The sequence below is a fragment of the Kitasatospora sp. NPDC101108 genome (assembly GCF_055584725.1).
Window position 1 is genome coordinate 270,115 of the sequence record NZ_JBVJLM010000005.1, and the last position, 19,257, is coordinate 289,371.

Below are 19,257 nucleotides of genomic sequence, written 5' to 3' on the forward strand. Positions count from 1 at the left end.
GTTTCAGTCCCTCCCTGTCGGTGTGTACTGGTCGGCGGTGCCCGCCCCCTCGGCCCGGTCGCGGGCCTCGCGGCGGGCCCTGCCCCGGGCGCGGACGGCGTTCTGCCGTCGTTCGCCGCGCGGTTCGGCGGATGCGGCCGGGCTCGGGCCGCCCGTGCTGCCGGCGCCGTCGGTGAGGCCGGCCGCGAACTCGGCGATGGTCGGCCGGCCGAAGATGTCGACCAGCCGGACCGGCCGGTCGAGCCGGCGGGCCAGCTCCAGCTGGAGCCGGGCGGCCAGCAGCGAGTCGCCGCCGGCTTCGAAGAAGCTGGTGTGCCGGCCCACCGGGCCGCCGCCCAGCAGCTGTTGCCAGGCGTCGGCGACGAGCTGTTCGACGCCGGCCAGCGGGGCGGCGTCGGTGGGCCGGGCGGCGGCCCCGGGGAGCGGCAGCCGGGCCCGGTCCCGCTTGTTGGTGCGGGTCCTGGGCAGCGCGTCCAGCAGCATCACGGTGTCCGGCACCACCGCGGCGGGCAGTCGTTCGGCCAGGTGGGCCCGCAGGTCGGCGCCGGTGACCCCGGGCGCGGCGACCGCGTAGCCCACCAGCCGTCGGGCCGGGCCCTCGCCGTGCGCGGCGGCCGCGGCCTCGCGCACCCCGGGGTGCAGCTCCAGCAGGGCTTCGATCTCCTCCAGCTCGATCCGGTTGCCGCGGATCTTGAGCTGGCTGCCGATCCGGCCGGTGAACGCCAGCTCGCCGTCCGGCAGTCGGCGGCCGAGGTCCCCGGTGCGGTACAGCCGGCCGCCGTCCTCCCAGGGGTCGGCGACGTACGCCCGGGCGCTCTCCTCGGGCCGGCGGTGGTAGGAGCCGGCCAGCAGGTCGCTGCGCAGGTGGATCTCGCCGACGACGCCGACCGGACAGAGCCGGCCGCGGTGGTCCAGCACGACCGCTTCGCGGCCCGGGATGGGCAGGCCGATCGGCACCCCGGTGGGGAACTCCTCGCCCGGCGCCAGCTCCCGGTGGGTGGCGAGCACGCACTCGGTGGGCCCGTACAGGTTGTGCAGCCGGGGCCGGTCGGGGCGGTGCGCCCAGGTGGCGGCCAGGGCCACCGGGAGCACCTCGCCGGCCATCAGGACGTGCTCCAGGTCGGGCAGTCGCGTCCCGGTCGCGTCCAGGGCCTCGGTGGCCAGCTGGAAGAAGGCCGGGACGGTCTGGATCTGGGTGATCCGCTCGGCCCGCAGCCACTCGGCCACCGCGAGCGGGTCGCGGCGCAGTCCGTCCGGCGGCAGGCAGAGCACTGCCCCCGAGCAGAGCGCGGCGAACACCTCGGTGTAGGCGGCGTCGTACGTGAACGGCGCCCACTGGGCGATCCGGCTGTCCGGCCGGATGCCGAAGCGTTCGCGCTGCCAGTCGGCGAACTGGGCGAGCGCCGCGTGCGGGAGGGCGATGCCCTTGGGGGTGCCGGTGGAACCGGAGGTGTAGACCAGGCAGAGCGGGTCGCCGGGGGCCGCGGGGGAGGCGGCCGGGGCGGGGCCGGCGGGGGCCCCGGCGTCCGGCGGGCACGGGTCGAGGGTCTCGACCGGGACGCCGGCGAAGTCCCCGCCGTCCCCGCGCAGTCCCGGGTGGCGGGCGAGCGCGGCCTCGGCGGCCAACAGGCACACCGGTTCGGCGTCGGCCAGCAGGGTCGTCAGCCGGGCGTCCGGGTCGGCCGGGTCGAGCACCGCGAAGGCGGCGCCGGTCTTGGCCACGCCGAGGATCGCGGCGGTCTGCACCGGACCGGCCGGCAACAGCACCGAGACGAAGCGGCCGGGGCCGGCGCCGTGCGCCAGAAGCCGGGTCGCGACGGTGTCGCTCCAGGCGTCCAGCCGCCGGTAGTCCACCGTCAGGCCGTAGGCGCGGATCGCGGGGGCGTCCGGGTGGGCGGCCGCCCGGGCCCGGAACAGCTCGGTGACCGACCGGGCGTACTCGGCGCGCACCCGGCCGGCCGGGCGGGCCGGAGCGGGCGACGGCAGTCCCGGGTCGGCGAGCTCGACCGCGTCCAGCGGGGCGTCGGGCGCGGCCAGCGCGGCCCGCAGCAGGGTGTCGAAGTGCCGGGCGAACCGGGCGGCGAAGTCCGGGCCGAAGCGGTCGGCGGCGTACTCCAGCCCGCCGTCGATCCGGTCGGCGTGCTCGTCCAGGGCCAGCGTGAGGTCGTACTTGGCGGTGCCGGTGGGCAGTTGCCGCAGCACGCCGGTGGCCCCGCCCAGCCGGACCGCGGTCGGCGGCGCGGCCTGGAACACCAGCGAGGCCTGCGCCAGGCTGGGCCGGCCCGGCTCGCGGGGCAGGCCGAGACGGGCCACCAGCCGGTCGAAGGCGACCAGCGGACGGCCCAGGTCGGCCGCCAGCGTCCGCCCGGTACGGGCGACCAGCTCCGCGAAGGAGGGGGCGCCGGACAGGTCCACCCGCACCGGCAGGGTGTTCACCAGGGAGCCGACCAGCGCCTCCAGTTCGGGCCGGTCCCGGTTGGCCGCGGGGACGCCGACGACCACGTCCTCGCTGCCCGCGTAGCGGCCCAGCAGGGCCGCGTACACCGTGAGCAGCAGGGTGAACGGCGTGGTGCGAAGGCGCGCCGCACCCTCGCGCAGCCCGGCCGTCAGCGTCGGTGCCAGTGCGACCGGCAGGGTCGCGCCGGAGCCGGCCGGGCGGGTCAGGGCGGGCACGTCGGTGGGCAGGTCCAGGACCCCGGGGTGACCGTCGAGCCGCTCCAGCCAGTAGTCCAGCTGCTGCTGACGTCCGGTCACGGCACGCTCGGTGGCGAGGTCGGCCGCGTGGTCGGCGAAGCCCAGCTCCAGCGGGGGCGGCGGCTCGGCCAGGCCGAGGCGCGCGGCGTAGAGCGCGGCCAGCTCCCGCACGGCCACCCCGATGGACCAGCCGTCCACCGCGAGGTGGTGCGCGGTGCACAGCAGCACCGAGTGCTCGGGCCCGGTCCGGACCAGGGTGAGCCGCAGCAGGGGTCCGGCGGCCAGGTCGAAGGGCCGGACCGCCTCGGCGCGGGCGAGCGCGGGCACCTCCGCGGGCGTCGCGTCCAGGACGGCGAGGGCCGGCGCGGCGGTCGGCGCCAGCACCAGTACGGGGCCCTCCTCCCGGAGTTCGCAGCGGGCGGCCAGCACGGGGTGGCGCGCCACCAGGTCCGTGAGGGCGCCTTCGAGGGCGTCCCGGTCGACCGGACCGGTCAGTTCCAGCTCGGCCGGCAGGTGGTAGGCGGGCGATTCCGGGTCGAGCCGGTGCAGCAGCCACAGCTGTCGCTGCTGGTCGGTCATCGGGACGGTGTCGGGCGCGGGCCGGGCGGTACGGCCGGCCGGGTCGTCCGCTGCCGCGGCCTCCGGGGTGCGGGCCAGTGCGGCCGGGGTGGGGTCGGCGTAGAACTCGGCGAGCGAGGGCGCGCCGCCGAACCGGGCCCGGACCCGGCCGAGCAGCCGGGTGGCGGCGATGGAGTTGCCGCCCGCGGCGAAGAAGTCGTCGGCGGTGCCCACCCGTTCGGCCGGCAGGCCCAGCACCTCCGCCCAGAGCGCGACGGCGGCCCGCTCGGCCTCGGTGACCGGCTCGGTCCGCTGCACGGCGGCGAACTCCCCGACCCGGCCCAGCAGTTCGGTCCGGTCCACCTTGCCGCTGGTGTTCAGGGGCAGTGCGGGCAGCACGGCGATCGTCCCGGGCACGGCGGCCGCGGGCAGCTGCTCGCGCAGGTGGCGGCGCAGCGACTCGGGCAGGGCGTCGTCCTCGGCCCCGGCGGTGACGAAGGCGACCAGCCGAGGGCCGGCCGGCTGCCGGCGGTCCACGACCACGGCCGCCTGGCGGACCGCGGGGTGGGCGGTCAGCAGGGACTCCACCTCGCCGACCTCGATGCGGTGGCCGAGGATCTTGACCTGCTGGTCGGCCCGGCCGAGCACCAGGATCCGGCCGTCCGGAAGGTGCCGGGCCAGGTCGCCGGTGCGGTAGACGGTGCCGCCGGCCGGGTCCACCGGGTCGGGCACGAAGGCCGCGGCGGTGAGCTCGGGGCGGTTGCGGTACCCGGCGGTCACGCCGGCCCCACCGATCACCAGCTCGCCGACGGCGCCGCGCGGCACCGGGCGCAGCCGCCGGTCGAGGACGTAGCAGACCGTGCGCGCGACCGGGCGGCCGACCGTGACGGGCTCGCCGGGGCGCACCCGCCCGACGGTGGACCAGATGGTGGTCTCGGTGGGCCCGTACAGGTTCCACAGCTCGGCGCAGCGGGTCAGCAGCCGTTCGGCGAGGTCGCCGTCCAGGGCCTCGCCGCCGCACAGCGCCCGCAGTCCGGGCCGCCCCGGCCAGCCGCCGTCCAGCAGCCCGCGCCAGAGCGAGGGGGTGGCCTGCATCACGGTGGCGCCGCTGCTCTCCAGCAGGGCGCCGAGCGCCTCGGCGTCCCGGACGCTCGCGCGCGGGGCGACCACGACCCGGCCGCCGGCCAGCAGCGGGGCGAACAGCTCCAGGACCGAGATGTCGAAGGTGACCGAGGTGACGGCGAGCAGGGTGTCCCCGGAGCCGAGGCCCGGCTCGGCGGAGACCACGCTGTGCAGCAGGTTGGCCACGCAGCCGTGCGGCACCGCGACGCCCTTGGGCAGCCCGGTGGAGCCCGAGGTGTACATCAGGTAGGCGAGGTCCTCAGGAGCCGGTCCGGGCGACGGGGCCGCGGACGGCTCCGGCCCCTCGGCCAGCAGCGCGGCCGGGTCGGCGGCGGGCAGGCCCGGCACGCCGTCGCCGATCAGCAGCCGGGCGCCGCTGTCGCCGAGCACGTGTTCGGCGCGCGCGGCGGGCATGGCCTCGTCCAGCGGGACGAGGACGGCCCCGGCCCGCCAGATGCCGACGATCAGCGGCACCAGCGCGGCGTCGCGTTCCACCCGCAGGGCCACCCGGTCGCCCGGCAGCACGCCGTGGCGGGTGGTCAGCCGGTGGGCGACCCGGTCGGCGGCCGCGTCGGCGCCGGCCCGGGTGAAGGCGGCGCCGGGGGACTCGACGGCCGGGGCGCAGGCGTCCCGGCGGGCGAGCTCCGCCAGGGCCTCGGGGACGGTGGCCCAGTCGCGTCCGCCGTCCGGTGCCCGGTTGAACTCCGTCAGGACCTCGCGGCGGCGCGGCTCGGAGAGCACCGGCAGTTCGGTCAGCGGTCGGTCCGGGTCGGCGACCGCGGCTTCCAGCAGGCACAGCAGCGAGTCCGCGAAGTCGGCCGCCGTCTCGGGGGCGAGCAGCGCGGTGCGGTACTCCAGGGTGGCGTCCAGTGCGCCCGAGGGGCGCGGCCGGAGGAAGAAGGTCAGGTCGTACTTGGCGGTGCCGCTGTGCGAGGGCGCGGGGGTGGTCCGGACGCCGGGCAGCTCCAGGGTGGTGGTGGGGCCGCTGTGGAAGGAGTACATCAGCTGGAACAGCGGGGTCCGCCCGCCGGCGGCGCGGCCGAGGCGCTCCACCACCAGGTCGAAGGGGGTGTCCCGGTGCCGGAGGTCGGCCTTCAGCTGCTGCCGGGTGCGGGCCAGGGCCTGCCGGAAGCCGGGTTCGCCGCCGAGGTCGGTGCGGTGGGCCACGATGTTGAGCAGCGGGCCGACCACGCCCGCCAGCGCGGTCCGGTTGCGGGTCGCCACCGGCATGCCGACCACCACGTCGTCCTGGCCGGTCCAGCGGGCGGCGGTGGCGCAGAAGGCGGTCAGCAGCACCGTGGACAGGCTGGCGAGTTCGGCCCGGCCGAAGGCGCTGAGCCGGGCGGCCAGTTCGGCGGGGACGGTGAAGTGGTGCAGTGCCCCGGCGACCGGGTCGCCGCCCCGGCCGGGGTCGGCGGGCAGGTCGGCGGTGGGCAGTTCCCCGGCGAGCCGGGACGTCCAGTGGTCGAGCCCGCCGCCGTCACCCGCCTCGGCGCGCTGCCAGGCGGCGTAGTCACCGAAGTCCGGGCCGTCGGCCGGGGCCGGCTCGGCCGACGGCCCGGACTCGGCGGCGTAGCAGGCGGCGAGGGATTCCAGGAAGACGCCGAAGCCCCAGGCGTCGACCACGATGTGGTGGGCGGTGAACAGCAGCAGCGACCGGTCCTCGCCCAGCCGGAACAGGTGGGTGCGCATGAGCGGCGGCCGGTCGAGGTCGAAGGGCACGGCCACGGCGCGGGCGACCGACTCGGCGAGCCGCTGCGCCCGCTCGGGCTCGGGCACCCCGGTCAGGTCGACGGTCTCGACGGTGGGTCGGACCCGCTCGGCGAACAGCTGCCAGGGCTCGCCGGTGCCGTCGGGGACGACGGAGCAGCGCATCATCTCGTGCCGCCGCGCGACCTCGGCGAGCGCCCGCTCCAGGGCGGCCGGGTCCAGCGGGCCGTCGACGTGGAAGGCGGCGCTCTCGTTGTGCAGGGCGGTGCCGGGCAGGACCTGCTCGGCCCGCCAGATGGAGCGCTGGGCGTAGGAGAGCGGGGCGCGGCCGCGGTCGGTGCGCAGCGGCAGGGAGGTGTCGCGGCTCATCGGCGCTCACCGTCCGGGCGGGCTCCGTCGCGGCCGGCGGCGACGGCCGCGGCCAGCCCGGCGACGGTGGGGGCGCCGACGTAGACCCGCAACGGCACCTCGACGCCGAAGCGGGTGCGCAGCCCGTCCAGCAGCCGGGCGATGCCCAGCGAGTCGCCGCCGAGCAGGGCGAAGTCGTCGTGCCGGCCGACGCTGGGAACGTGCAGCAGCTCGCGCCAGAGTTCGGCGATCCCGGCCTCCAGGCCCTCCAGCGGCTGTTCGCCGGTGTGGCCGGCCCGGGCGGCGGCGGGGCTGGGCAGCGCCCGCCGGTCGGCCTTGCCGCTGAGGGTGCGCGGGATGGCGGCGAGCCGGAGGTAGAGGGCGGGCCGGGCGGCGGCGGGCAGGGTCTCGGCGGCGTGGTCGCGCAGTTCCTCGTCGGTGACGCCCTCGGCGACCAGGTAGGCGCACAGCACCGGCTCGCCGTCGGTCTCCTCGACCAGCGCGGCGCAGACGTCGGCGACGCCGGGGTGGCGGCGCAACCCGTCCTCGATCTCGCCGAGTTCGACCCGGGCGCCGTGCACCTTGACCTGCTGGTCGCGGCGGCCGAGGACCTCCAGGGCGCCGTCGGCGCGCAGCCGGCCGAGGTCGCCGGTGCGGTAGCGGTCCGGCCCGGCGAAGCCGCCGGGGGTCCCGCCCAGGTAGCCGCGCAGCGGGAACGGGGTGCGGATCTCGATCTCGCCGATCGCCTCCGTGACGGGGCGTCCGGCGACCAGCACGCTGACCTCGACCCCGGGCATCGGGCGGCCGGCCGGGACGGTCTCCGCCCCGGCGTCCTCGGCGGTGAGCCGGCGGAAGACCTTGGTCATGGTGGTCTCGGACGGGCCGTAGAGGTTGACCAGCTCCTTGTCGGCCCCGAACAGGCCGCGCCACCAGGTGATGTCGGCGGGGCGGACCGGCTCGCCGGCCAGCAGGGCGGCGCGCAGCCGGGGCAGGGAGCCGGCGGTGAGCCCGGCGGCGCGCAGCGTGCGGAACACGGTGGGGACGCAGTGCAGCAGTTCGATCCGCTGCTCGGTCAGCCAGTCGCCGAGGGCCGCGCCGACCGGGACCGCCCCGGGCGCGGGGACGACGGCGGTGCCCCCGGCGCAGAGCGGGACGAGCGCGTCGCGCAGGAAGGCGTCGAAGCCGGGGGAGGTGAGCATGGAGACCCGGGTGCCGGGTGCGATGCCGAACTCGGCGATCTCCCAGTCCAGGAAGTGGGCGACGGCCTCGAAGCTGCCCAGGATGCCCTTGGGGCGGCCGGTGGTGCCCGAGGTGAAGTAGACGTATCCGGCGTCGGGGGCGTCGAGGCCGCGCCAGTGGTCGGCCGTCCACGGCAGGCCGGTGACGGACTCGGCCTCCAGCAGCGGCAGTTCGCCCTGTCCGGCGGCGGCCAGGGCGGCGCGCCCGGCGCTGTCGGCGAGCACGGTGCCCGGCCGCAGGTCCGCCAGCAGGGCGGCCCAGCGCGCGGCGGGCTGACGGGTGTCGACCGGGGCGAACGCGCGGCCGGTGGCGGCGCAGGCGAGGATCGCGGCGACCACCGGGACGGGGTCGGCGCAGGCCACCAGGACGGGGCCGGTGCCCTCGGCGAGCCGGGCCCGCAGGCCGGTGGCCAGCTCGGCCAGTTCGCGGTGGCTCCGGTCCCGGCCGGCGGTGGCGAGGGCGGGTTCGGCGGCTCGGCGCTCGACCTGGTCGGCCCAGCGGTCGAGGATGCTCGTGGGGCTCACAACTCTCCGTTCATGATCCGGCGGGCCACGACCGTCAGCGGGTCGAGGGAGGGCAGTTCCCCGCCCAGACCGGAGTCCTCGATCGCCCTGGTGACCAGGTGCAGTTCGGTGCAGGCGGCGACGAAGGCCCGCACGCCGTAGCGGGGCAGGGTCTCGCGCAGGAAGTCGATGGTGCGGGCGGGGTCCTCGCCGCGCTTGAGGCGGTGGATCCGCTCGTGCAGCGCGTCCTGGTCCGCCGGGCGCAGCGCGACCAGCCGTTCGGCGGCGCGGGCGCCGGCCGGGCCGGAGGTGAGCAGGCCGGCCCGGGCGGTGCCGGAGGAGCAGAGCAGCAGGTGCGGTTCGGTGGCCGCGGCCAGTTCCTCGTGCACCACGTCGACCAGGGAGACGCAGCGCTCCGCGAGTTCGGCGGGCAGGTCGCCGAGCACGTGGTGGGCGGTGATGCAGGCGATCACGGTGCGCTCCGCGCCGGCCGCCAGCAGGCCGCGCAGCGAGGTCTCCACCGCGCGGCGCAGTGCGTCGAGTTCACCGCTGCCGATGGCCTCGGTGCGGTCCACCACGGCGGGGTCGGACCACAGCAGCAGCCGGGGGGTCTCCTGTTCGGGCTGGAGCCGGCAGGCCCGGTAGACGGTGCGCAGCAGTTCGGTGGAGGCCAGCGGCCCCATGCCGCCGAGCACCCCGATCAGCGGGTGGTCCGGACGGCCGCCGGGCGCGGCGGACGGTGCGGCGGCGGTGAGGGTCATCCCAGGCACGGCAGGTCGAACTCCTCGACGAAGAGGGCGAAGGTCGCGACGAGCATCAGGTAGTCGGTGTCCAGGTGGGCGTGCACCTGGCGGCCGTCGGTGCGCTGGCGCGCGGTCAGGGCGGCGACGGTGTCCGGGTTGAAGTAGCCCTGGCGGCGGACGGTCGCGGGGGAGATCAGTTCCTCGAACCAGTCGGCTCCGGTGCTCAGCAGGTGGCTGCTGGTCTGGCCGCGGAAGCCGTACTTCTGCCGGCCGAGCACCTCGGCGGGGACGAGCCCCTCGGCCGCCCGGCGCAGGACGGCCTTCTCCCGGCCGTGGGCGAGCATCAGCTCCGGCGGCACCGTGGTGGCGTGGTCGACCACGGCGTTCGCCAGGAAGGGGAAGCGCAGTTCGACGCCGTTGGCCAGGGCCATCCGGTCGCCGTGGTCGCCGAGCAGGTGGTCGGCGAGCCGCAGGTGGTAGTCGAGGTAGGAGCGTTGGTGCAGCGGGTGGCGCCCGGCCAGCCGCTCGGGGTCGACCAGGCGCTGGCCGGTGACGGAGAACTCGTCCAGCGCGGGGGCCAGGTCCTCGGCGTACAGCTCGCGGCGGAACTCCTGGGCGGGCAGCTGGTCCTGTTCGTAGGCGAGGTCGACGCCCCACATCCGGTGCCGGAACTCCCGTTCCAGGGAGGCGTCCAGGCCGGTGAGCCGGCTGCCGCCGAGGCCGGTGGCGTCGAAGCGGTAGCCGGGGTAGCCGCCGAACAGCTCGTCGGCGCCCTCGCCGCTGAGCGCGCCGACCGTCCCGGCGGCGCGCACGGCCTCGGACAGCGCGAGCGAGCAGACGTTGTACGACTCGCGGACGGGGGCTTCGGCGTGCCGCACCATGGCGGTGATCCGCGCGGCGACCTCGTGCTCGCCGACCGGCACCTCGTGGTGGTCGGTGCCGAGCTTGCCCGCGACCAGCCGCTGGTGCGGGCCCTCGTCGAAGTCCCGGCCGGGGAAGGTGACCGAGAAGCTGGGCCAGGCGTGGCCGGGCCGGGCCCGGGACATCAGGGCGCCGATCATGCTGGAGTCGAGGCCGCCGCTGAGGTACATGCCGATCGGCACGTCGGCGAGCAGCCGGCTGCGCACGGCGGTGTCGAGCAGCCCGATGGTGCTGTCGGCGAACCGGTCGAGCTCCCGGTCCAGGTCCGCGGGGGCGACCGGGGCGAGGTCGGCGGCGAGCGGGAAGTCGAGGTCCCAGTACCGCTCGGTGCGCACCCCGGCGTGGTCGGCGATCAGCCGCTCCCCGGGGCGCAGCGCGCTGATGCCCTCGAACATGGTGCGGGGGCTGACCAGCCCGGGCAGGGTCAGCACCTGGTCGAGGCCGCGCAGGTCGACCCGGGCGCGCACGGCGGGGTGGCGCAGGATCGCCTTGACCTCGGAGGCGAAGATCAGCAGGCCGTCGGTGACGGTGTAGAAGAGCGGGACGATGCCGGCCCGGTCCCGGGCGAGCAGCAGCCGCCGCTCGGCGGCGTCGTGCAGGGCGAAGCCGAACTGGCCGTCCAGGTGGGCGGTCAGCTCCTTGCCGTACTCCCGGTAGAGGTGGACCAGCACCTCGGTGTCGTTCTCGGTGCGGAAGCGGTGGCCGCGGCGGCCGAGCGCGGTGCGCAGCTCGCGGTGGTTGTAGATCTCGCCGTTGCAGACCGAGACGAGCGTCCCGTCCTCGGTGCGGTGCGGCTGGTTGCCGTGGGCGAGGTCGTTCAGGGCCAGCCGGCGGAAGCCGAGGGCGATGCCGTCGCCGGTGTGGTGGCCGTCCTCGTCGGGCCCCCGGTGCACCAGGCACGCCGTCATCGCGGCGACCGCCTCGGCGTCGGCCGGGCGACCACCGCCCAGGACGAATACGCCGGTTATTCCGCACATTGTGTCCGCCCTCTCCCGTGGATGTTCGCACGTGCCGTCGGAAATACTCCGGAAATATCCGGGAGAAGCCCGGACGGATAGCACCGTAACAGAGTCGGATGGCCCGGGAAAGAGCAAGATTTCACCGTGTGAATTTGCCGTTTTCGGGCGCGACAAGACCCCGCCATGGCCGGATCGATAATCTCCGGGGCATGTCGGGATGCCGGGCTGGACCTATCCGAAAATCAGTGCATAAAGTCTTCCCGGGGCCTGGTTCTCAGGCTTCTTCGAATTGACCGGGAACGAAAGAGAAGAATTGATGACCGGATGGCCCGCCGTATTGCCCGACGAGGTGGCCCGCTGGACGCCGTGGCACCGTGATGCCGAGCCGGACGGGGGGTCCGGGGCCGTACGCGTCTACTGCCTGCCGCACGCCGGCGGCTCCGCCAGCGCCTACCTGCCCTGGGCCCGGGACACCGGCCAGCCGGACCTGACGGTGGTCCCGGTGGAGCTGCCCGGCCGGGGCACCCGCCTCGCCGAACCGCCGGCGGCCGGCATGGACGAGGTCGTCGACGGCATGCTCGCCGTGCTGGCGAGCCGCCCGGCCGACGAGCCGTTCATCCTCCTCGGGCACAGCATGGGCTCGCGGATCGCCTACGAGACGACCCGCCGGCTCGCCGCCGACGGACGGCCGCTGCCGCTGTCCCTGGTGGTCTCGGGAGGCCGGGCACCCGGCACGCCGGACGTGGCCCAGCTGCACGACCTCACCGACGACGACCTCCTGGAGCGCCTCGTCGACCTCGGCGGCACTCCTGCCGAGGTCCTGGAGTTCCAGGACCTGATGCGGATGCTGCTGCCGGTGCTCCGGGCGGACGTCACACTGCTGGCCGAGTACAACGAGCGGATCCGGCCGACCGTGCTGCCCTGTCCGGTACTGGCGCTCGGCGGCACGGACGACCTGATGGCCGGTCCGGAGTGGATCACCGGCTGGCGCTGCACCACGGCGGCGCGCTTCCGCCACCGCATCCTGCCCGGCGACCACTTCTTCCTGCACCAGCAGCGGACCGAGGTGCTCGTGGAGCTCGCGGCGGAGGCCCGGGCGGGCCTGGAGGCCCAGGGCGTCTGACCCCCGCCGGCCGGCCCCCCGCGGGGCCGGCCGGCGGGTGGCGGTTCGTCCGGAACACTCCGGACGGACCACCGTCACCGGGCCCCGTCGGCCCGCCGGAGGGCGGCCGCGACGACCCGGGCGATCTCGTCGATCGGTCCGGCGTTGGCGAGGTCCAGGTGCCGGGCGGCGACCGGGTGGTCCAGCACCGGCCCGGTGGTGTGCGCCCGCCAGGCGGCCACCGTCTGCTCCGGCCGGTTGTCGGCGGAGGCGGTGAAGACCACCACCGGCGCGTCCAGCACCCCCGGCGTCCAGCCGGTCATCAGCCCGGCGTGGTAGCGGCAGGAGTCGAGGAAGACCGCCAGCTGCTCCTCGTCGCGCGGCGCGGCCTCGCGCAGCGCGACCGCGAGCCGGTCGAGCAGCTCCGAGGGCTTCGGCCGCCACCGGTCCGCCAGCACGGCGGCCACCTCGTCGTCGGGCGCGCCGATCGTGGTCAGCAGCTCGGCCAGCACGACGGTGTCGTCCACCTCCCCGGCGTCCGCCGGGGCCGGCAGGCTGTCGAGCAGCGCCACCAGGTCGACCTCCTCGCCCGCCTCGCGCAGCAGGACGCCGATCTGGTGGGCGACCAGCCCGCCGAACGACCAGCCGAGCAGCCGGTACGGTCCGTGCGGCTGGACGGCCCGGATCCGCTCCAGGTACTCCCGGGCCAGCCCGTCCATGGTCGGGGGCCGCGGCCCGCCGCCGACCGGGCCGATGCCCTGGAAGGCGTGGACCGGCTGGTCCGGGTCGAGGCCGCGCAGCAGGCCGAGGAAGCCGAGGCTGTCGCCGGTCACCGGGTGGACGCAGAACAGCGGCGGCCGGTCGCCGGTGCCCCGCAGGGCCAGCAGCGGCTCGAAGGCCGCCTCGGCGGTCCCGGGCAGCTGCCCGGCCAGCCGCTCGGCCAGCGCCGCGGGGGTCGGCGCCTCGAACAGCGCCCGGACGGGCAGTTCGGTGCCGAACTCCGCGTGGATCCGCTCGACCAGCCGGATCAGCAGCAGCGAGTGGCCGCCGAGCAGGAAGAAGTCGTCCTCCGGGCCGACCTGCGGCACGTCGAGCAGTTCGGCGAACAGCGCGACCAGGGCGCGCTCGGCCGGCGTCCGCGGCTCCCGGGCCCGGCTCTCCACGTGGGTCTGCGGTTCGGGCAGCCGCCGGCGGTCCAGCTTGCCGTTGACGCTCACCGGGAGCGCGCCGAGCGTCACGTAGGCGGTCGGCACCATGAACTCGGGCAGGTGGCCGCGCAGATGGGCGCGCAGCGCGGCGGCCGTGGGCGGCTGCGCCGACGGGGCCGGCACCACGTAGGCGACCAGCCGGACGGCGCCGGCCCGGTCCTCGCGGACGGTGACCGCGCAGGCCGAGACCGCCGGGTGCTCGCCCAGCCGGGCCTCGATCTCGCCGAGCTCGATCCGGTAGCCGCGCACCTTCACCTGGCCGTCCACCCGGCCCAGGTACTCCACCGCGCCGTCGCGGCGGCGACGGGCGAGGTCACCGGTGCGGTACATCCGGGCGCCCGGAGCGCCGTGCGGGTCGGCGACGAACCGCTCGGCGGTGAGCGCCGGACGGCCGAGGTAGCCGTAGGCGAGCTGCGTGCCGGACAGGTAGAGCTCGCCCGGCACTCCCGGCGGCACCGGGTTCAGGGCGGCGTCCAGGACGTAGGCGCCGGTGTTCCAGACCGGCAGGCCGATCGGCACCGGACGCGGCTGCTCGTCCGCCGGGCCGCACTCCCAGGCGGTGACCTCGACGGAGGCCTCGGTCGGTCCGTACAGGTTGGCCAGCCGGACGCCCGGGAGCACCTGCCGGAACCGGCGCACGGTGGCCGCCGGGAGCGCCTCGCCGCTGGCCACCACTAGGCGCAGCCCGGCGTGGTCGGCGGCCTGCGGGTGCTGCAGGAACGCGTCCAGCATGGAGGGCACGAACTGGGCGACGGTGACGCCCTGACCGCGGATCAGGTCCGCCAGGTAGGCCGGGTCGCGGTGCCCGTCCGGCTTGGCCACCACCAGGGTGGCGCCGGTGACGAGCGGCCAGAAGAACTCCCAGACCGAGACGTCGAAGCTGGACGAGGTCTTCTGCAGCACCGCGTCGGCGGCCGTCAGCCGGTACTCCTCCTGGCCCCAGCGCAGCCGGTTGGCGATGCCCCGGTGCGGGACGAGCACGCCCTTGGGGCGGCCGGTGGAGCCGGAGGTGTAGATGACGTACGCGGGGTCCTCGGGGCCCGGTGCGGTCAGGGTGACGCCCCCGGGCGCCGGCAGGTCCTCCGGGGACAGGCACGGCACGCCGCCGGCCGGACCGAGCAGCGCGAGCTGTTCGGGGCCGGCGACCACGGCGGTAGGCCGGGCGTCCGCCAGCATGAAGGCGAGCCGGTCGGCCGGGTAGTCGGGGTCGAGCGGGAGGTAGGCACCGCCGGCCCGGTGGACGGCGCACAGCGCCACCACGAGCTCCACCGACCGGGGCACGGCCACCGCGACCAGGGTGCCCGGGCGGACGCCCACGGCGGCGAGCCGGTGGGCCATCGCCTCGATCCGGCGGTCGAGTTCGGCCGGGGCGAGCGCCTCGCCCTCGAAGACCAGCGCCGGGGTGTCCGACGGGGCGGCCAGGCGCTCCCGCACCATCGCGGCCAGCGTGGTCGGCGCCAACTCCCGCCGCTCACCGACGGACGCGGCCAGCAGACCGGGCCGCTCGCCCTCCGCGGCCAGGTCCAGGCGGCCGATCGGCCGCTCCGGGTCGGCCGCCGCCGCGGCGAGCAGCCGCGTCAGGTGGCCGGCGACCGCTTCGACGGTGGCCCGGTCGAACAGGTCGGTGCGGTACTCGATCGCGCCGCTCAGCTCGCCGTCCGGGCCGGTGGGGGCGCCGAGGGTGACGGTGAGGTCGAACTTGGCCGGCGCCGGGCCGGCGGCGATCAGCTCGCTCTCCAGGCCCGGGATGTCCACGGCGGGAGCGGCCTGGTCCATCACCAGGGCGACCTGGAACAGCGGGTGGCGGCCGGGGGAGCGCTCCGGGTTGACCAGCTCGACGATCCGCTCGAACGGCAGGTCCTGGTGGGCGTAGGCGGCCAGGTCGGCGTCCCTGACCCGGAGCAGCAGTTCGCGGAAGCCCGGGTCGCCGTCGGTGTCGGTGCGCAGCACCAGGGTGTTGACGAAGAAGCCGACCAGGTCGTCCAGGGCCTCGTCGGTGCGGCCGGCGATCGGGGCGCCGATCGGGATGTCGGTGCCCGCGCCGAGGCGGGTGAGCAGCGCCGCGAGACCGGCCTGGACGGCCATGAAGAGGCTGGCGCCGTGCGCCCGGGCGAGCGCCGCCAGGGCCCGGTGGTCCTCGGCGGTCAGCCGCAGCGGGACGTGGCCGGCCTGGGGACCGGTCTCGGCGGTGCGCCGCCGGTCCACGGGCAGGGCGATCTCCTCCGGCAGACCGGCCAGGGCCTCGCTCCAGTACTGCCACTGGCGGGCGGCCGGGCTGGCCGGGTCCCCGTCGTCGCCGAGGACGGCGAGCTGCCACTGGGTGTAGTCGGCGTACTGGACGGGCAGGTCGGGCCACTCGGGCGCCCGGCCGGCCGACCGGGCCCGGTAGGCGGTGCCCAGGTCGCGGGCGAGCGGGCCCAGTGACCAGCCGTCACAGGCGATGTGGTGGACCGTCAGCAGCAGGACGTGCCGACCGGGGGCGAGGACGAGGAGATCGGCCCGCAGCGGCGGCTCGGTGGCGAGGTCGAAGGGCCGGGCGGCGGCGGTGCGCAGCGCCTCGGCCAGGCCGTCCTCGGTCACCCCGGTGGCGTCGGCGCGGCGCAGCAGCGGGGGCAGCCGGTCCGGGGCGAGGACCAGCTGCCGGGGGCCGTGCTCGTCGGCGGGGAACACGGTGCGCAGGGCCTCGTGGCGGACGGCGCAGTCGTGCAGGGCGGCGGCGAGCGCGTCGGCGTCGAGGTCGCCGCCCAGGCGCAGGGCGAGCGGGATGTGGTACGCGTCGCTCAGCGGGTCCAGCTGCTGCAGGAACCAGAGCCGGCGCTGGGCGTGCGAGAGCGGGACCCGCTCGGGGCGGGCGGCGGCGGTCAGCACGGGGCGGGACCGCCCGGTGTCGACCAGACGGGCCAGTCCCGCGGCGGTGGGGCTCTCGAAGACCGCCCGGATGGGCAGTTCGGCGCCCAGGGCGGTGCGCACCCGGCTGACCAGCCGGGTGGCCAGCAGCGAGTGGCCGCCGAGCGCGAAGAAGTCGTCGTCGGGGCCGACCGTGGGGACGCCGAGGACCTCGGCGAGCAGCGCGCAGAGCGCGGCTTCGCGGGCGTCCCGGGGAGCCCGGGACGGGCCGGTGGCGGCGCGCAGCCCGGGCTCGGGCAGGGCCGAACCGTCCAGCTTGCCGCTGGAGTTGAGCGGCAGCCGGTCGAGCACGGCGTAGGCCGCCGGGATCATGTAGTCGGGCAGCTGGGCCGCCAGCAGCTCGCGCACCTCGGCGAGGTCGGGGGCGTCGCCGTCCTCGGTCACCAGGTAGGCGGCCAGGTAGCGGTCCTCGGCGCTGTCGCCGCGGGCCAGGACGGCGGCCTGGAGGACGGCGGGGTGGCGCAGCAGCACCGCCTCGACCTCGCCGGGCTCGATCCGGAAGCCGCGGATCTTGATCTGCCCGTCGGCCCGGCCGAGGTACTCCACCTGGCCGTCGCGGCGCATCCGGGCGAGGTCGCCGGTGCGGTACATCCGGGCCCCGGGCGGGCCGTACGGGTCGGCGACGAAGCGCTCGGCGGTGAGGCCGGGGCGGCGCAGGTAGCCGCGGGCCAGGTGCGGCCCGGACAGGTACAGCTCGCCGGGCACGCCGAGCGGGACGGGGCGCAGCCGCTCGTCCAGCACCTGGGCGCGGGTGTTGTCGAGGGGGCGGCCGATGACCGGGGTCGCGCTGTCCGCCAGGTCGCAGGCGAGCGCGTCGACGGTGCACTCGGTCGGGCCGTAGTAGTTGAACACCGCGACGTCGGGCAGGGCGGAGAGCTCGGTCCACAGCGCCGGGCCGACGGCCTCGCCGCCGAGCATCAGCACGGTCGGCCGGTGCTCGCCCTCGGCGAACAGGCCGGCCGCGGTGAGGGCCGGGACGTACGTCGGGGTGAGGTCGAGGAAGTCCAGGCGCTCGCGGCGGACGTAGTCGACCAGGGCCTGGGGGTCGAGCCGGACCTCGTCGCTCAGCAGGTGCAGCGGGTGGCCCTCCAGCAGCCAGAACAGCGGCTCCCAGGCGGTGTCGAAGGTGATCGAGGCGACCAGGCCGAGCTGGAGGCGCCGGCCCCCGGGGCCTCCGGACGGCCGGACCATCCGGGTGCGGTGGTGCTGCATCAGGCTGCTGAGGCCGCCGTGCGGGATCACCACGCCCTTGGGGACGCCGGTCGACCCGGAGGTGTGGATGACGTAGGCCGGATCGAGCGGACCGGTGGGGCCGGTGCGGTCGGCGTCGGTCAGGTCGCCGCCGGGGTGCGCGGCGACGGCGGCCCGGACCGCGGGCTCGTCGAGGAGCAGGACGGGCGAGGTGTCCGGCAGCCGTCCGGCGCCGGCGACGGTGGCCAGCACGCAGACCGGTTCGGCGTCGGCGAGGACGGCGGCCAGCCGCTCGCGCGGCGCGGCGGGGCTGACCGGGATGTAGGCGGCGCCCGACTTGAGCACGGCGAGCAGGGCGATCAGCAGGTCGGTGGTGCGCGGCAGCGCCAGCACGACGTACCGCTCGGGGCCGGCCCCGAGCCGCACGAGCTCCCGGGCGAGCCGGTTGGCCCGCTCGTTGACCTCGGCGAAGGTCAACCGGCCGTCCTCGGCGACGAGGGCGGTGACCTCGCCCTCCAGGGCCGCGCGCTGCTCGAAGGCGGCGTGGTAGGTGACGGTGGCGGCGGGCAGGGCGGGCCCGGCGGCGCGCTCCAGGAGGTCCAGCCGGTCGTCGGCGGAGAGCAGGTCGTAGGCGCCGATCGGCCGGTCGGGGTCGGCGGCGGCCGCGGCGAGCAGCCGGCCGAGCCGGGCGGTCAGGGCCTCGGCGCCGGCCCGGGTGAACAGGTCGGTGCTGTACTCGACGAAGCAGCCGAGTCCGGCGGGGGCGCCGTCGGCGTCGTGCAGCTCCCGGATGTTGAAGGACAGGTCGAACTTGGCGCCGCCCGGGCCGGCCTCGGCGATCTCGGTCTCGATGCCGGGCAGGGCGAGGCTCGCCTCGGGGGTGTTCTGGAAGGCCAGCATGACCTGGAACAGCGGGTGCCAGGCCAGCGAGCGGTGCGGGTTGAGCGCGGTGATCAGCCGCTCGAAGGGGAACTCCTGGTGGGCGAAGCCCTGGAGGTCGGTGCGGCGCACCCGCTTGAGCAGCTCGCGGAAGGTCGGGTCGCCGGAGGTGTCCAGGCGCAGGACCAGCGGGTTGACGAAGTACCCGACGACCTCGTCGTAGCGCTCGTCGGTGCGGCCGGCGATCGGGCTGGCGATCGGGATGTCCGTACCGGCCCCGGAGCGGGTCAGCACGGCTGCCAGCGCGGCCTGGAGCACCATGAACATGCTGACCCGGCAGGAGCGGGACAGGGCGAGCAGCTCGCGGTGCAGCTCGGCCGGGAGGTCCCAGGGGAAGAACTCGCCCCGGTGCGACATCGCGGCCGGCCGCGGGTGGTCGGTGGGGAGTTCCAGGAAGTCCGGCAGGCCCGCCAGGGCCTCGCGCCAGTAGGCGAGCTGGCGGCCGCCGCTGCTCTGCGGGTCGTCCAGGTCGCCGAGGTTCGCGTGCTGGCGCACGGCGTACTCGGCGTACGTGGCGGGCAGCGGGGACCAGATCGGCGCCCGGCCCTGCCGCCGGGCCAGGTACGCGGTGCTGAGGTCGCGGGCCAGCGGGGCCATCGACCAGCCGTCGCCGGCGATGTGGTGCAGCACCATCTGCACCACGTGCTCGCCCGGGCCGAGCGGGAACAGCCGCACCCGCAGCGGGACTTCCGACTCCAGGTCGAAGACGTGCCCGGACTCGGCCGCGATCAGGGCGGGCAGCTCCGCCTCGATGGTGGGCACCACGGTGAGCACCGGGGGCACCTCGGCCATCGGCAGCACGTGCTGGCGCGGCACGCCGTCCCGCTCGGGGAAGACGGTGCGCAGGGCCGCGTGCCGTTCCAGCACGTCGTCGAGTGCGGCCCGGAGCGCCTCGTGGTCGACCTCGCCGGTCAGCCGCAGGGCCACCGGGACGTTGTACGAGGCGTCCCCGCCCTGGAGGCGGTCGTTGAACCAGAGCGCCAACTGCGCGTACGACAGCGGTGTTTCCGCGGGCAGGCTGTGTTCGCCCAGCACGGGGCTTCCCTCCAGGTCAATCCGTCCCACGGGCCTGGTGGGCGGGGTGGGACGGACGGTGGTTGTCCGGTGGCTCTT

Annotated in this window: 6 protein-coding genes; 1 reads left to right on the forward strand and 5 read right to left on the reverse strand. The window is 76.4% G+C overall.

Features of this window, described 5'->3' with window-relative positions; translation table 11 throughout:
- Nucleotides 1–3: 3 nt before the first annotated feature.
- Genes ACZ6Z8_RS14190 through asnB form a run of 4 tightly spaced genes read right to left on the reverse strand, consistent with a single transcriptional unit; the run spans nucleotide 4 to nucleotide 10,815 of the window.
- Nucleotides 4–6,453 (reverse strand): amino acid adenylation domain-containing protein, encoded by a 6,450-nt coding sequence (locus ACZ6Z8_RS14190; protein WP_465609465.1) that lies wholly within the window; start codon nucleotides 6,451–6,453, stop codon nucleotides 4–6.
- Nucleotides 6,450–8,195 (reverse strand): non-ribosomal peptide synthetase, encoded by a 1,746-nt coding sequence (locus tag ACZ6Z8_RS14195; protein WP_465609467.1) that lies wholly within the window; start codon nucleotides 8,193–8,195, stop codon nucleotides 6,450–6,452. Before ACZ6Z8_RS14195 ends, ACZ6Z8_RS14190 begins: the two co-directional genes overlap by 4 nt.
- The gene (locus ACZ6Z8_RS14200) at nucleotides 8,192–8,935 is read right to left on the reverse strand and encodes an aspartate/glutamate racemase family protein (protein WP_465609856.1); all 744 of its coding nucleotides are present in this window, start codon (nucleotides 8,933–8,935) and stop codon (nucleotides 8,192–8,194) included. The genes ACZ6Z8_RS14195 and ACZ6Z8_RS14200 overlap by 4 nt, the downstream gene beginning before the upstream one ends.
- Nucleotides 8,932–10,815: an asparagine synthase (glutamine-hydrolyzing) gene (gene asnB / locus ACZ6Z8_RS14205; protein WP_465609469.1), complete on the reverse strand. Its 1,884-nt coding sequence runs from the start codon at nucleotides 10,813–10,815 to the stop codon at nucleotides 8,932–8,934. Before asnB ends, ACZ6Z8_RS14200 begins: the two co-directional genes overlap by 4 nt.
- A 298-nt stretch (nucleotides 10,816–11,113) precedes the next feature.
- On the opposite strand from asnB, the gene ACZ6Z8_RS14210 reads away from it, so the two are divergent.
- The gene (locus ACZ6Z8_RS14210; protein WP_465609470.1) at nucleotides 11,114–11,920 is read left to right on the forward strand and encodes a thioesterase II family protein; all 807 of its coding nucleotides are present in this window, start codon (nucleotides 11,114–11,116) and stop codon (nucleotides 11,918–11,920) included.
- Between the two features lie 74 nt (nucleotides 11,921–11,994).
- On the opposite strand, the gene ACZ6Z8_RS14215 is transcribed toward ACZ6Z8_RS14210, so the two are convergent.
- The gene (locus tag ACZ6Z8_RS14215; RefSeq protein ID WP_465609472.1) at nucleotides 11,995–19,179 is read right to left on the reverse strand and encodes an amino acid adenylation domain-containing protein; all 7,185 of its coding nucleotides are present in this window, start codon (nucleotides 19,177–19,179) and stop codon (nucleotides 11,995–11,997) included.
- Nucleotides 19,180–19,257: the final 78 nt, after the last annotated feature.